Origin of the sequence: Catellatospora sp. IY07-71, from assembly GCF_018326265.1 — a bacterium.
Taxonomy (GTDB): Bacteria; Actinomycetota; Actinomycetes; order Mycobacteriales; family Micromonosporaceae; genus Catellatospora.
The window spans coordinates 6,630,101-6,643,909 of record NZ_AP023360.1 but is presented as its reverse complement, the minus strand read 5'-3'; the positions used below and the strand labels follow the sequence as shown (position 1 = coordinate 6,643,909).

The following is a 13,809-nucleotide window of genomic DNA, read 5'->3' as shown; positions in this document are numbered from 1 at the left end:
TGGTGGGCGTCAGCGCTGCAGGGTCAGCAGGCCCGGCCGGTAGGGCAGCAGCCCGTAGTCGCCGCCGGAGTTCGGCGAGCGGCCCTGGTAGAGCAGCTGCAGGTTGCAGGGGTCGATGGTCATGGTCTGGTCGGCGTTGCTGCGCAGCAGCTCGCCGTGGCTGATGTCGTTGGTCCAGGTCGCGCCGCTGTTGGCCTTGCCCGCGAACGGGTTGGACTCGGTCGCGGCCTGCGGGGTCCAGCTGCCGCCGAGGCTCGTGGCGGTGAAGGAGCGGAAGTAGCGCCCCTGCGACCCGATCGCCTCGACGATCATGAGGTACTGGTTCTGGCCGGCGACCTTGTAGACCTGGACGGCCTCGAAGAGGTTGTTGGTGGTGTCGCTCATGACCACGGTCGAGGTCGAGCCGAAGCTGCCCGGGAAGTTCCCGATGGGCATGCTCGCGCGGTAGATCTTGCCGTTGTCCCCGGCGAAGAACAGGTACATGTTCGTGCTGTCACCGATGACGGCCTGGTCGATCGGGCCGGTGCCGGAGCCGGAGATGCTGCCGGAGAACAGCGTCTGCGGCGCGGACCAGCCGTTGGGGTTGGTGGGGTCGCTGGAGGTGCGGTACGAGAAGGCGGGACCGCCCCACTGGTAGGCCAGCACCCAGATGTTGCGCGGGGCGAAGTAGAACAGCGACGGCGCCACGGTGCCCGAGGACATCCGGTTCTGGCTGGCCGAGGCCATCTCGGACCAGTTCGAGAAGAGGCTGAAGTTCATCGAGCCCCAGGTCGTGCCGGTGTCGTGCGTGGTCGCGTAGACCAGGTGCCGGCCGTTGTACGGGGCGTACGTGAAGTCCTTGAGCGAGACCCAGCCCGAGGCCGGCTGCGCGAGGGCACCGGTCGACGTCCAGCGGTAGGTCGACGGCAGCGAGCAGCCGCCGGGCGGCGGGCTGGACGGGGGCGGGGTGCTGCCCACCGGCACGAGCTGCCACTGCTGGTTGTTGCCGCCCCAGTCGTCGTACTGGACGATGTTGGCGCCGTCGGCGGTGGAGGCGCCCTGGACTTCGAGGGCCTTGTTGCTGTGGCGGCTGATCAGGCGGATGTAGCCGCCCGCGGAGTCGGCCAGGCGCCACTGCTGGTTGGTGCCGTTGAGGTCGGTCCACTGGACGATGGAGCCGCCGTTGGCGGTGGACCAGTTGTAGACGTCGAGGACCTTGCCGGAGTGGCGGGACTTGAGGCGGTAGTAGCCGCCGCCGGAGTCGACGAACTGCCACTGCTGGTTGTTGGCGGTGCCGCGGGTCCACTGGGTGATGCGGCCGCCGTCGGCGGTGGAGAAGTTGTACACGTCGAGGGCCTTGCCGCTGTTGCGGTTGACCAGGATGTACCAGGCGCTGGTGTCCACGGTGGCGGCCTGGGCGCCGGTGGTGGCCACGACGGCCAGGCCGACGCTGGCCAGCGCGGTGACCACGAGCGTGGCCAGCGCGCTGCGCCAGCCATGTCGCCTGGTCGGGGGCGGGGTGATACTGATGCCGTTCACGGCACTCTCCTTGTTCGTCGTAAGGTACGGGCTGGACGAAGACGCGGCACATCGCCGTGGTCCGCCGCGCGATGCGTCAGGACGGCGGTCCACGGAAGTGCTCGAACGAAGTGGGCTTAGTTAACGGTCACAGGGGCACCGCCGGGAGCACGTCTTGAAGACGTCGCCCGCTCCCGACGGTGACGATGACGCCGTCGTGTTGACGTGTCTCACTGTCCCGCCCGTCGAATGTGACCGATAACATCCCCGCGCGTCAAGATGTGGCGAAAATGTTTCGGAGGTGTGCCGGCTCCGTATCGGTGATCAGAACCGGTTTGCCCAGAGCAGAGCGAGGGCGCCCGGATCGGCTCGATCGCCCTGGGGCTGGTGTTCGTTCAGCTCGTGTCATCCGGCGAAAACATCGTTGGTTATCATGCGCTCACAGGGGGTAGGGATGAGTCGCCAGCCAGCACGAGCGGCTGTGATCAAGGACGTCGCTCGCCTGGCCGGGGTCTCCCACCAGACGGTGTCGCGGGTGCTGAACAACCACGACAGCGTTCGCCAGGAGACGCGCGAGCGGGTGCTGCGCGCCGTCGAGCAGCTGCACTTCCGGCCCAATGCGCTGGCCCGTGGCCTGGCCCGCCGGCGATCCGACGTGATCGGCGTGGTCGGCTTCGACACGCTGCTCTACGGACCGGCGGCCACGCTGCTCGGCGTCGAGCGGGCCGCCCGGCGAGTCGGATACGGCATCAGCATCGTGGCCGTGGAGCGGCTCGACCGCGACGGCCTGGCCGAGGCGGTCGACCAGCTGGCGGCCCAGTCGGTCGCGGGACTGGTCATCCTCGCCCCGGTGACGAGAGCGGTGGCGGCGGTCCGCGATCTGCCGGTCGGCGTGCCCGTCGTCGTCGTGGAATCCGATCAGGTCGACGGGCTGCCGTCGGTCTCCGTCGATCAACGTGCCGGTGCCGGTCTGGCCGTGGAGCACCTGCTCGCGCTGGGCCACGAGACCGTATGGCACCTGTCGGGCCAGCGGGACTGGATCGAGGCCCGCAGCCGCATCGACGGATGGCGGCACAGCCTGGCGGCGGCAGGCAGGATCGTACCGCCCGTGATCAGCGGGGATTGGAGCGCGCAGTCGGGCTACGCGGCCGGCTGCGCGCTTGCGGCCAGGCGTGACGTGACCGCCGTGTTCTGCGCGAACGACCAGCAGGCGCTGGGTATGCTGCGCGCCTTCCGCGAGCACGGGGTGCGGGTGCCGGAGGACGTCAGCGTCGTCGGGTTCGACGACATTCCTGAAGCGGCCTACCTGTCCCCGCCGCTGACGACGGTGCGGCAGGACTTCGACGAGGTCGGCCGCCGCTGCCTCGGGCAGCTGCTCGAACTGCTCGAGCCGGGCGAGCGCCGCGCCGGGGGAAGCCGGCCGGCAGTGGCGCCCACGCTCGTCGTCAGGGCCAGCACCGGGCCCGCGCCCGCGCGTCGGTAGGAACGCCGACCCGTTGTCCTCTCGCGCCGTCAAGCCGCGGGCGCGGTGTCCGGCTGAGTCGCGTGGTGGCACGTCCTGACGCGACCACAGGAGGGGCGCTCGCATAACGCTTTCCCGCACAGGATCCGACCTGAATCATTGTCGGAACAGTGCGAGAGAACGCTCCTCGAGGCAGGGTTGATAAGTCCTCACCGTGCCAATTCGTGCCGCGGCCGATCGTTTCCCCCGCATCCATGTGTGCCCTCTGACCTGGTGGTATAAGGCCCGATCGGCGGGCGTCAGCGGGTCGGGCGGGTTCCGCTTGCCGTTCTGGCCAGGCGCCTGCCTCTTGAAGTGAAGGAGACACTCTGGCAGTCTCCTCGGGTGCCGGCATAAGCATTCCCATCCGGTCGGCCGGTGACTATCCAAGGAGTGAACGAACGCAGTTTCAGGCACGTGCGTCGAGATCGTCGCCCCGGTTCTCGGCCACTGCGAAAGCCCTACCCGTCAGCTCCGGCATGGCCACGGCATCGTCAGGCGTGGACCGCACCGGCGCCCTCCCGTCCCGCATACCATGATCCAAAGTGCCGAACCGGCCGCCGCCGGCCGGCAATCCGGTGAGTCCGATCTCAGCCGATCCGACATCACCCTGCGGCCTCCCGTGGCCGCGCTCGCCGCGCCGCGTTGCGCGCATTCATGACGTCATCTCAGCCCGGGCCCCGGCCGACCGCCGCCCGGGCCGCTTCCGCCTGATCCGCGTTGACATCACACATCATATGACTTAGCTTTGCTGCATTCCAGCTGACGGCCGGGTCCCGGCCATTCTCGAGATGAGAATCAATGAAGCAGCGAGCACTGTGGTCGGTCGCCGTCGCGGCGACGCTGGCCTTGGCAGGTTGTGGAAGTGCCACGGGAAACGCACCGTCGTCCGAGGCGGCGAGCGGCAAGCTCGTGGTGTGGGACTGGAAGTCCAGTGACAAGACCGCCACCGCCTACGTGGAGAAGGCCAAGGCGGACTTCGCCAAGAAGCACCCCGGCGTGGCCGTCGAGTTCGTCGCGCAGCCGTTCGATCAGTACTACACACTGCTCGGAGCGGCGATCCAGGCCGGCAAGGGCCCCGACGTCATGATGTTCAACGGCGGCGGCCAGCTCCGCGACCGGGTCGACGCGCTGGTCCCGCTGGACCAGTACGTCAGCTCCGACAAGCAGCGCCTGACCGGCTGGGACGCGTTCACCAAGGACGGCAAGGCGTTCGCCTCCCCGGTGACCCTGCAGGGCCACCCCATCTACTTCAACAAGGACCTCTACAAGAAGGCCGGGCTCGACCCGCAGCGCCCGGCGACCACCTGGAGCGGATTCACGGCCGACTGCGCCGCGATCGCCAAGGCGACGAAGGCCACCTGCTTCGCCCTGGGCAACAAGGAGGGCGCCGGCATCCAGTTCTTCCTGTCGGCGTTCGGTTCGGGAATCCTGTCCCCCCGGGAGTACGACGACTGGATCGCCGGCCGCCGTGACTGGAGCTCCGCCCACGTCAAGCAGATCTTCCAGCTGTGGAAGGACGTCGAGGACCGGGGACTGAACAGCAAGGGCGGCAACTCGACCACGATGTTCACCGACGCCTTCGGCATCTTCCAGTCGGGCAAGGCGACCAACATCATCGGCCTCATGTCCGACATCGGGCACTGGAAGGACTTCAACGAGTTCCTCGGCCCCGACAACGTCGGGGTGATGAAGTCCCCGGTGGTCAACGAGGGCACCACCCCCAGCCTGCCGTTCGACGGCGGCATCGGGTACGGGGTCGCCAAGTGGACCAAGGATCCGGCCCTGGCCGCCGACCTGGTGCGCTCGCTGACCTCGACCGAGGCGCTGACCGCGTTCTACACCAATGCCGGCGCGGTCGTGTCCGACACCACCGTCAAGGCCGCCGAGCCCGCGGTCACCGCGCTGGTCGCCGACCTCAAGAACGGCAAGCCCGCGCTGCACGTGGCGCTGTCGTCGAAGACGATCGAACTGATGGGCCGGCTGTCCCAGCAGATCCTCGACGGCTCCGTCACCGTCGACGCCGCGCTCAAGCAGCTCGGCGAGTCGGACCGGAGCTGACCCCGGTGCCGCTCGGTGATTTCACGCCGCTGTCGGCCCGCCCCGCCCTGGCGGGGCGGGCCGAGGGAGCCGCGACCGCGTCACGCCGGCGACGCCAGACCGCCGGCCTGTCCGCCGAACGGCTCTCCCCGTTCGTGCTCATCGCCCCCGCCGTCCTGGTCATCGTGCTGTTCCGGCTGTGGCCGCTGCTGCTCGGCGTCAACTTCTCCTTCACCGGCGACGGCGAGCGCAACGGGGCGGCGGTCGGCCTGGACAACTACGCGGAGCTCTTCGCCGACCCGCTGTTCCTCGGCGCGCTGCGCAACGTGGGATGGCTGGTGCTGCTGCTGCCCGTCGCGGTCGCCATCCCCGGGACGCTCGCTACGTTCATCTACCTGCGCGTGCCCGGGCACCGGTTCTATCGCAGCGTCTACTTCTTCCCCGCGGTGCTGTCACCGGTGATCGTGGGCTCCATCTTCAATCTGCTCCTGTCCTTCGACGGGCCGGTCAACACCCTGCTGGAGGTCGTGGGCCTCGGCCCGGTCGACTGGCTGGGCGACTCGGACGTCGCGATCTTCACCGTCCTCGGCGTGCACATCTGGGCGACGTTCGGGATGGCGCTGGTGGTGTTCCTGTCCGGCTTCGCGACGCTGGATCCCGCCCTGCTCGACGCCGCCCGCTCCGACGGGGCGACGCTGCCGCAGGTCATCCGGCACGTCATCATCCCGGGGCTGTCCCGGACGATCCAGTTCGTGTTCGTGACCACCATGATCGGGATGCTGACCTCCATGTTCGGGCTGATCTACGTGATGACCAGCGGAGGCCCCGGTGGGTCGACCTACCTGCCCGAGTACTACATCTGGATCCAGCAGGGCCAGATGAACCGCCCGGCGTTCGCCTCGGCCGCCTCCACGGTGCTGTTCCTGGTGATGCTCGTCGTAGGGCTCGCGCAGGTCAGCTTCCTGCGGCGTACCGGGAAGGAGGACTGATGCGCGGCGCACGACTCAGCCGGTGGCTCATCGCCGGACCCATGGCGCTGCTCGCCCTCGCGACGATCTACCCGCTGGTGTTCACCGGCAACGCGGCGATGAAGACCCGCCGCGACTACATCCTGGACCGGTTCGCGTTCGCGGACACGCTGCGCTGGGACAACATCGCCACGGCCTGGACCAGCGCGGGCACGGCGCGCTACTTCGCCAACTCGGTGATCGTGGTGGCCGGCGCCGTCGCGATGCTGCTGCTGCTGGGCTCGATGGCCGGGTTCGCGCTGAGCCACCTGCGGTTCCGTGGGTCGCGGGCCCTGTTTCTGGGGTGCCTCGCGGCGCTGTTCGTGCCGTTCCAGGTGATCATGGTGCCGCTGGTGCGGACCATGGCGGACACCGGGCTGGTGGACACCTATCCCGGGCTGATCCTCGCCTACACGGCGCAGTACCTGCCCTTCACGATCTACCTGATGGCCAGCTACTACAGCGCCATCCCGACGGAGATCACGGATGCGGCGCGCATCGACGGCAACACGACCTACGGGGTCTACCGCAGGATCATGCTGCCGATGGGCCGGCCGGCGCTGCTCTCGGTCGGCGTGCTCAACGCGCTGTTCTGCTGGAACGACGTGCTCATCGCGCTGCTGATGATGCCGTCCGCGGAGCACCGCACCCTCATGGTCGGGGTGACGTCGCTGCGCGGTCAGTACTCGGCCGACATCCCCACCTTCGCCTCGGGGGTGCTGATCGCAGCCGTGCCCGTACTGGCGGTCTACCTCTTCTTCCAGCGCCGGATCGCCGACGCTGTCACCGCTGGTTCGACGAAAGGCTGACATGCGCATCACTGGGTACCGCGCCCTGAACACCGTGCAGGAATGGGGCCGGCCCGTCGGCGACGCCAACGGCCTCTACGCCGACGGCCTCACCGACGTGCCGATCATCGTGGTGACGACGGACGAGGGCATCACCGGCGTCGGGATGGGCCCGCACGTGGAGCTGGACGCGATCTTCGCCGCCATCGACGGCGAGGACCCGAGGGCGGTGACCGCGCTGTACGACCGGATGCTGCGGCAGACGTTCAAGGCCGGGCACGCCGGAGCGGTCTTCGGGGCGATCGGCGCGTTCGACACCGCACTGTGGGACATCAAGGCCAAGGCGGCCGGCCAGCCCCTGTGGCGCCTGCTGGGCGGGCGCGACCGGGTGGTGCCCGCCTATGCCTCCGGTCTCGACATCGGCCTCGACGACGACGAACTGGTCGCCACCTATCGCGCGTATGCCGATCGCGGCATGCGGTCGGCCAAGCTCAAGGGCGGACTCGACGTCGCACGCGACCGGCACCGGCTGACGCTGGTGCACGACGTGCTCGCCGAGGCGGGCGGCGGTGCTCGTCCGGGCCTCATGCTCGACGCGAACGAATGCTGGAACCGCAAGCAGGCGGTTCGGTACGTCGCGGAGCTGGAGCGCACCCTGGATCTGATCTGGATCGAGGAGCCGGTGCGGCGGTGGGACGCCGAAGGGCTGGCCGCGGTCGGGCGTGGCCTGCGGGCCTCGGTCGCCAGCGGCGAGAACCTCAGCGGGCTGGAGCAGTTCCGGCCGCTGCTGGCGGCCGGCGCACTGGACATCGTGCAGACGGCCTCGGTGTGGGGGGTGACCCACTTCCTGCGGGTGTCCACGCTGGCCCACGCCCATGACCTGCCGGTCAGCCCGATCGGCACCAATCCCGTCGGGCTGCTGCACGCGGCGACGTCAGTGCCCAACCACATCACCAGCGAGCTGCAGGTCCTTGTGCCACCCGTCGGTGTCGACCTCGATCTGCGGATCGAGGACGGGGCATTCGTGCTCGGCGATGCGCCGGGCCTCGGGATCACTCTGCACGAGGAGGCGATCGCTGGCTGCGGGCTGCGGCCGGCCACGGTGTCCTTCGACGGGCCGGGCGTCCGCCCGGAGCGGGCCGGCCAGCGGCTGCTCGCGGCCGCCTGCTGAACGGGGGTGGCTCGCGGCTGCGCCGCGGGCTGGTTACGGGCGGGTGCGGCGGCGTGGTGAGGTTCCGCACCCGCCCCGTCGCATTACTGCGACCACGCCCGGTGCGCGCAGATAACCATTCGTGCAAGAATCGACGTGGTACGGAGGCGGAACAGTGACATATGACATCTCACCTGTGACGTCTTAGCAGCGTACCGTACACTCATCGTCGCCGGGTCTGGGCGTCCGGCGATCACTGCACCGGGAGGCCACGTTGAGGCGGCAGGTACTGGCTGACCCGTTCGCGATACCCCATGCGCCGGCCGCCGAGGCCGCGCCGCCCCGGGCCCGCGGCACCAAGCTGGGCATCAACGTGGTCCAGCAGATCGTCAGCGACATCGTGCGCGGCGTGCTCGCGCCGGGCTCGACGCTGCCGCCGGAGGCGGAGCTGTGCGACCAGTTCGGGGTCAGCCGCACGGTGATCCGCGAGTCCGTCAAGGTGGTGCAGGAGAAGGGCCTGGTCCGCATCGAGCACGGACGGGGCACCCAGGTCACCGATCCGCGGCAGTGGAACCTTCTCGACGACGTCGTGCTGACCGCCATCATCGCCCACGACGCCAACCTCTCCTTCCTGGACGAGCTCGTGGCCACGCGCACCGCGCTCGAGGCGGACATGGCCGCCGCCGCGGCGACCGCGTACACGGGAGAGGACAGGCTTCGCATCAGCGCGTCGCTCGAGCTGATGCGGTCGAAGATCGACAACGTGGCCGAGTTCGCCGCCGCGGACGCGCACTTCCATGACATGGTCATGGCCGCGTCGCGCAACCGGCTCGGGCGTGCGATCGTCAACAGCATCCACGACAAGGCTCGCGGAAGCATGCGCTACCACGGCGAGTACAACGAAGCAGTGATGCGCCAGACGCTGGACGAGCACCAAGCCATCCACGACGCGATCCTGGCCAGGGACGCCGCAGGCGCCGCCACGGCGATGCGCGCCCACATCACCGGCTCGTGGAGCCGGCGGCGGCCGCGGGCCGAGGCGGACGCCACCGGCTCGGGCGCGCGCCGGCAGTCGGCTCGCTGACCGACAGCAGCGGCCCGTGCCGGCCTGCGGGCCACCGCGCGGGCTGGTTTGTCTGTGCGGCAGTTCGCGATGCCCGGTCCAGGGCCGGCGACGTCGCCGGTGTCTGCGCGCCGATGTGGATCCTCTGCGGACCGATGTAGATCCGGGTCTTGCTATGACGTCATACGTATGATGAGGTAGCGATCAGAGTGTTTCGCTCGGGTAACTCCACGGCGCCGGTCCTCGACGGTTCTGGGCCACGCGCCGTCGGGGAGCGACCGCGACCTTCGGCGGGTTGCGGTGGCTTGACACCACCAGACGGCGCCGGCCCGCACCCCGCCGCGTGCGGGCCGGCGCCCCACCCGACCGGCATGAAGACCGGCCGGCGCCGTTCTTCGTGCGACAGGGAGGACAGCAGTGCAGGAACAGCATCCGACCGGCCCTGTTTCGCGCCGGTCAGCTCCGGACCCGACGGTGAGCGATGGGCGTGCCGCTCCGCGGCTCGCCGGTCGTGGACGGCGCGGCGACGCCGCGCCCGGACCGGGCTCCGCGCGGAGCACCGCGGGCGACGGGCGGCGGCCGCGGTGATCATCGATGCGCATGTCCAGCTGTGGACTGCGGACAGCCTCTGGGCCGCGGCCGCCCGGCACCCCCGGGTCCGGCGTGACCACGACGTCGACGCCCTGCGCGCCAGCCTGGCCGCGTCGGAGGTCGACGCCTGCGTGCTCGTGGAGGCCGGTCCCGGCACCTCCGCCGACACCACGAGGTGCCTGGAGATCGCGGCCTGGACTCCGTGGGCCGTCGGCGTGGTCGGCTGGGCGCCGCTCACCGACCCGGATCTCGGCGACATCATCGGCAAGCACCGGGCCGAACCGGGCGGGCAGCACCTCGTCGCGTTGCAGGAGCGCGTGTACGAGCTGGAAGAAGACTTCCTGGATCGGCCCGGGACGCGCGCGGGGCTGACCGCGGTGGCCGAATGCGGGCTGGCGATCGAGCTCGCGGTGCGCACCGAGCAGTTGCCTTCGGTGGCGCGCCTGGCCGAGGCGATGCCCGGTGCGCGCATCGTCCTGCAGCAGGCAGGCTCACCCTGGGTGACCGGCGGCGCCGAAGGTCTGGCCGAATGGCAGCGCGGCATCGAGCCGGTCGCCGCCTGCGGGAACGTGCGGGCCAAGCTCAGCGGCCTGGTGACGCTCGCGCACTGGGACCGCTGGTCGGTGGACGACCTCCGGCCGTACGTGGACCACGCCGTGGAGGTGTTCGGCGCCCGGCGGCTCATGTTCGGATCGGACTGGCCGACGAGCGAACTGGCCGCGACGTACCCCGAATCGCTGCGCGCGATCGCGTCGCTGCTCGGCGGCCTGCACCGCGACGTGTTCGCGGAGACCGCCGTCAGCACCTATCAACTGGAGCTCAGCGACGTACGTCCCGCCGGGCCGCGCTGAGCGTGCCCGGCGGTCGTACCGGTGGCGGGCCCGGAACCAGGTCGGTGATGCCGGGCCCGCACGGTCACGGCTGAGCGGACGCCCGCCTTGGGTCGATGCCGTACACCCGCGCGGCGGTGGCGGTGAGGATGTCGTGCCATCCGGCGGCGCCGAGGTCCGGCAGGCTGTGCCGGACGATGTCCAATGTGCGCCCGTATGGTTCGTGCAGCAGGCAGATCGGCCAGTCGCCGCCGTACATCAGCCGGTCGGAGCCGAACAGCCGCAGCGCTGCGCGGATGTGGGCACCGGCTCGGCGCAGGCCGTCGCCCGCCGGGTCAAGCCCCAGGTACAGCCCGGACAGCTTGGCGTACACGCGGGGGTGGCCGGCGAGCACCTCCAGATCGTGCAGCCACTGCTGCGCCGGGCCGGAGTCGGCGCGCAGCGGGGGCGCCCCGAGGTGATCCAGGATCAGGTGCAGTCCGGGGTGGCGGCGGGCGACCTCGGCCGCGGTGGCCAGGGCCTGCGGACCGCCCGCGACGAAGTCGAACGGCACCTCGGCCTGCTCCAGCAGGCCCAGGCCCGCGTCCACATCGGGGCGCAGGATCCAGTGCGGGTCCGCGCGCTCGTGGATCAGGTTGCGCACCCCGGCGAACAGCGGTTCGTCGCGCAGCCGAGCCAGCCTGTCGGCGGCGACCGCGGGCAGGTCCAGGGGCACCCAGCCGACGACCCCGGCGACCTCGGGGTGAGACCGCGCCGTCTCGAACATCAGGTCGGTGTCGAAGCCGTCGTCGGCGGACTGCACCAGCACCACCGCCCCGACTCCCCGGTCGGTGAGCTCAGGCATGACCTCCCGCAGCGCCATGGCGCGGTTCACCGGTGCCAGGTGCTCGCCGAGCCAGGGGTAGACGCCGCGCGAGGGATCCCAGACATGCAGGTGCGCGTCGATGATCGTCGCGATCGGATCGAGGGTCACGTTCAGCTCCCAGGGGTGAAAGCGCGCGGGACGCCGGACGGCGGCCGCGTGCGGTGACCGTCGGTGCGAGCCGCTGTGCTGACATTGTCATCGGACCAAACGTATGATGTCATATCTGCGGTCGGGCCGCCTGTACCGGAATGCCGCTCGCGACCACCTCCGCCCAGCACCGGTCCGAAAGGGAAGTCATGCACCAAGCCGTATACGAAGGCGACCGCCGCCTGCGCGTCATCGACGTGCCCGAGACGGCACCCGGCCCGGGGCAGGTGCAGATCGATGTCGCCTTCACCGGGATCTGCGGCACCGACCTGCACATCCTGCACGGCGACATGGACAGGCGCGTCGCCACACCGGCTGTGCTCGGCCACGAGATGTCGGGAACGGTGGCCCGCCTCGGCGACGGCGTGGCCGGCTGGGTCCCCGGCGACCCGGTCACCGTCCTGCCTGTCCTGCCGTGCGGCGACTGCCGCACCTGTGCCGCCGGGCACGGCCACGTCTGCCCACGGCTCACCTTCATCGGCATCGACAGCGCCGGGTCCATGCAGCAGCGCTGGAACGTGCCCGCCCAGGCGCTGGTCCGCCTGCCCGAGACCCTCGACCTCGCCCACGGCGCGCTCGCCGAACCCACCGCCGTCGCCGTCCACGACGTCCGGCGCAGCGGCCTGACCGCCGGCGAGCACGCCGTCGTTATCGGCGGTGGTCCCGTCGGCCTGCTCATCGCGGTGGTCGCCCGGCACGCCGGAGCCCACGTCATGGTGCTGGAGCCGAGCCCGCAGCGCCGAGCCTTGGCCGACCGGCTCGGCTTCCCGGCCGCGGATCCCACCGGCGCTGACACGACCGCGCTCGTCGAGGACTGGACCGGCGGCGCGGGCGCCGCGGTCGCGTTCGAAGTGTCCGGCGCGGCCGCCGGAGCCGCCACGGCCGTGCACGCGCTGGCACCGCGCGGGCGGCTGGTGATGGTGGCGATCCACGCCACCCCGCGGGAGATCGACCTGCACCGCTTCTTCTGGCGAGAGCTGACGATGCTCGGCGCCCGCCTGTACAGCCGCGACGACATGGCGACGGCCGTCGACCTGGTGGCCGCCGGCCGGATCCCGGCCGCCGACCTGGTCACCCACGTGGAGCCGCTGCACCGCGCGGGCGAAGCGTTCGCCGCCCTCGAATCGGGGGCCGGCGTGATGAAGGTGCTGCTCGACTGCGCGGTCCGCCGGTGAGCGCCGCGATGTTCGACCTCACCGGCAAACTCGCCGTCGTCACCGGCGCCCGCCGCGGCATCGGCCTGGCCGTCGCCGAGGCGCTCGCCGCCGCCGGAGCCGACATCATCGCGGTCAGCGCACAGCTGGAGCCCGAAGGCAGCGAGGTGGCCCGCCGGGTGACGGCCCATGGCCGCAGCTGCGAGGTGCGAGCGGCCGACTTCTCCCGCCGTGCGGCGGTCGCGGCGCTGGCCGCCGAGCTCACCGGGCGGCAACGTCCCGTCGACATCCTGGTCAACAACGCCGGCACCATCGCCCGCGCACCCGCCGCCGAGCACAGCGACGAGGACTGGGACCACGTGCTCGCGGTCGACCTCACCGCCCAGTTCATCCTGGCCCGCGAGGTCGGCCGGGCCATGCTCACCAGGCGCACCGGGAAGATCATTTTCACGGCGTCGCTGCTCAGCTTCCAGGGCGGGATCACCGTGCCCGGATACACCGCCGCCAAGTCGGGCGTCGCGGGGCTGACCAAGGCGCTGGCCAACGAATGGGCCGTCCACGGCGTCAACGTCAACGCCATCGTGCCCGGCTACATCGCGACCGACAACAACCAGGCGCTGCGCGACGACCCGGTGCGCAACGCCGCCATCGTCGACCGCATCCCGGCCGGACGGTGGGGCACCCCGGCCGACCTCGCGGGTGTGGCCGTCTTCCTCGCGTCGGCAGCCTCGGACTACGTGCACGGCGCGCTCGTGCCCGTCGACGGCGGCTGGCTCGGCCGGTGACCGCGCCGGCCATCGCCCACCCTGACCGGTCCACGACCCTCGAGGAGCCACCATGCAGGTGATCGGACTGCACACCCGCCTCAAGCCCGGCCTGGAGGCGGAGTACGAACGCATCCACGCCAAGCTATCGCCGGAACACGAGCAGGCGTTGCGCGAGAGCGGGGTCCATTCGTGGCACATCTGGCGGGACGGGCTCGACCTGTTCCACACGATCGTGTGCGACGACTGGGACGGCATGGAGGCGTCGATGGGCCGGCTGGAGCTGACCGAACGCTGGCACCAGATCATCCACCCGCTGCTCGACATGGCCGTGTCCCAGCGCGGGCCGCTGCCGCTGGTGTGGCGTCTGCCTGACCCGGCCGCACCAACCGGGACCACTGATCCCACCTGA

General features: G+C 70.6%; 12 protein-coding genes. 10 read left to right on the top strand and 2 right to left on the bottom strand.

The features are described 5' to 3' along the window. Positions 1-9: 9 nt before the first annotated feature. The gene (locus CS0771_RS29525) at positions 10-1,449 is read right to left on the bottom strand and encodes a non-reducing end alpha-L-arabinofuranosidase family hydrolase (protein ID WP_212846111.1); all 1,440 of its coding nucleotides are present in this window, start codon (positions 1,447-1,449) and stop codon (positions 10-12) included. Positions 1,450-1,951: 502 nt separating this feature from the next. Between CS0771_RS29525 and CS0771_RS29520 the strand changes: the two genes are divergently transcribed. The 7 genes from CS0771_RS29520 (at position 1,952) to CS0771_RS29490 (ending at position 10,488) form a co-directional block, all read left to right on the top strand. Beyond that, positions 1,952-2,980, top strand: a complete 1,029-nt coding sequence (locus tag CS0771_RS29520) for a LacI family DNA-binding transcriptional regulator (protein ID WP_212844047.1) — start codon at positions 1,952-1,954, stop codon at positions 2,978-2,980. 819 nt (positions 2,981-3,799) lie between these two features. Continuing rightward, positions 3,800-5,059 carry an ABC transporter substrate-binding protein gene (locus tag CS0771_RS29515; RefSeq protein WP_212844046.1) on the top strand — a complete coding sequence of 420 codons (1,260 nt, stop codon included), beginning with the start codon at positions 3,800-3,802 and terminating at the stop codon, positions 5,057-5,059. A 5-nt stretch (positions 5,060-5,064) separates the two neighbouring features. Then, the gene (locus CS0771_RS29510) at positions 5,065-6,027 is read left to right on the top strand and encodes a carbohydrate ABC transporter permease (RefSeq protein WP_212844045.1); all 963 of its coding nucleotides are present in this window, start codon (positions 5,065-5,067) and stop codon (positions 6,025-6,027) included. Further along, on the top strand, positions 6,027-6,854 hold the full coding sequence (locus CS0771_RS29505; RefSeq protein WP_212844044.1) for a carbohydrate ABC transporter permease: 828 nt from the start codon (positions 6,027-6,029) through the stop codon (positions 6,852-6,854). The genes CS0771_RS29510 and CS0771_RS29505 overlap by 1 nt, the downstream gene beginning before the upstream one ends. A gap of 1 nt (position 6,855) precedes the next feature. Next, positions 6,856-8,004, top strand: a complete 1,149-nt coding sequence (locus CS0771_RS29500) for a mandelate racemase/muconate lactonizing enzyme family protein (RefSeq protein WP_212844043.1) — start codon at positions 6,856-6,858, stop codon at positions 8,002-8,004. Positions 8,005-8,257: 253 nt separating this feature from the next. After that, on the top strand, positions 8,258-9,067 hold the full coding sequence (locus CS0771_RS29495) for a FadR/GntR family transcriptional regulator (protein ID WP_212844042.1): 810 nt from the start codon (positions 8,258-8,260) through the stop codon (positions 9,065-9,067). Between the two features lie 563 nt (positions 9,068-9,630). After that, positions 9,631-10,488, top strand: a complete 858-nt coding sequence (locus CS0771_RS29490) for an amidohydrolase (RefSeq protein WP_212844041.1) — start codon at positions 9,631-9,633, stop codon at positions 10,486-10,488. Positions 10,489-10,552: 64 nt separating this feature from the next. Here the strand turns inward: CS0771_RS29490 and CS0771_RS29485 are convergent, their stop codons facing one another. Continuing rightward, positions 10,553-11,440, bottom strand: a complete 888-nt coding sequence (locus tag CS0771_RS29485; RefSeq protein ID WP_212844040.1) for an amidohydrolase — start codon at positions 11,438-11,440, stop codon at positions 10,553-10,555. A 188-nt stretch (positions 11,441-11,628) separates the two neighbouring features. Here CS0771_RS29485 and CS0771_RS29480 point away from each other — a divergent pair, with 188 nt between their 5' ends. From CS0771_RS29480 to CS0771_RS29470, 3 genes are read left to right on the top strand one after another with little or no spacing between them, the layout of a single operon-like run. Then, positions 11,629-12,654 (top strand): zinc-binding dehydrogenase, encoded by a 1,026-nt coding sequence (locus CS0771_RS29480; protein ID WP_212844039.1) that lies wholly within the window; start codon positions 11,629-11,631, stop codon positions 12,652-12,654. After that, entirely contained in the window at positions 12,651-13,418 is a 768-nt protein-coding gene (locus CS0771_RS29475; protein WP_305835335.1) for an SDR family oxidoreductase, read from the top strand. The genes CS0771_RS29480 and CS0771_RS29475 overlap by 4 nt, the downstream gene beginning before the upstream one ends. Positions 13,419-13,470: 52 nt before the next feature. After that, positions 13,471-13,809, top strand: coding sequence for an L-rhamnose mutarotase (locus CS0771_RS29470; RefSeq protein ID WP_212844038.1), 339 nt, complete (start codon positions 13,471-13,473; stop codon positions 13,807-13,809).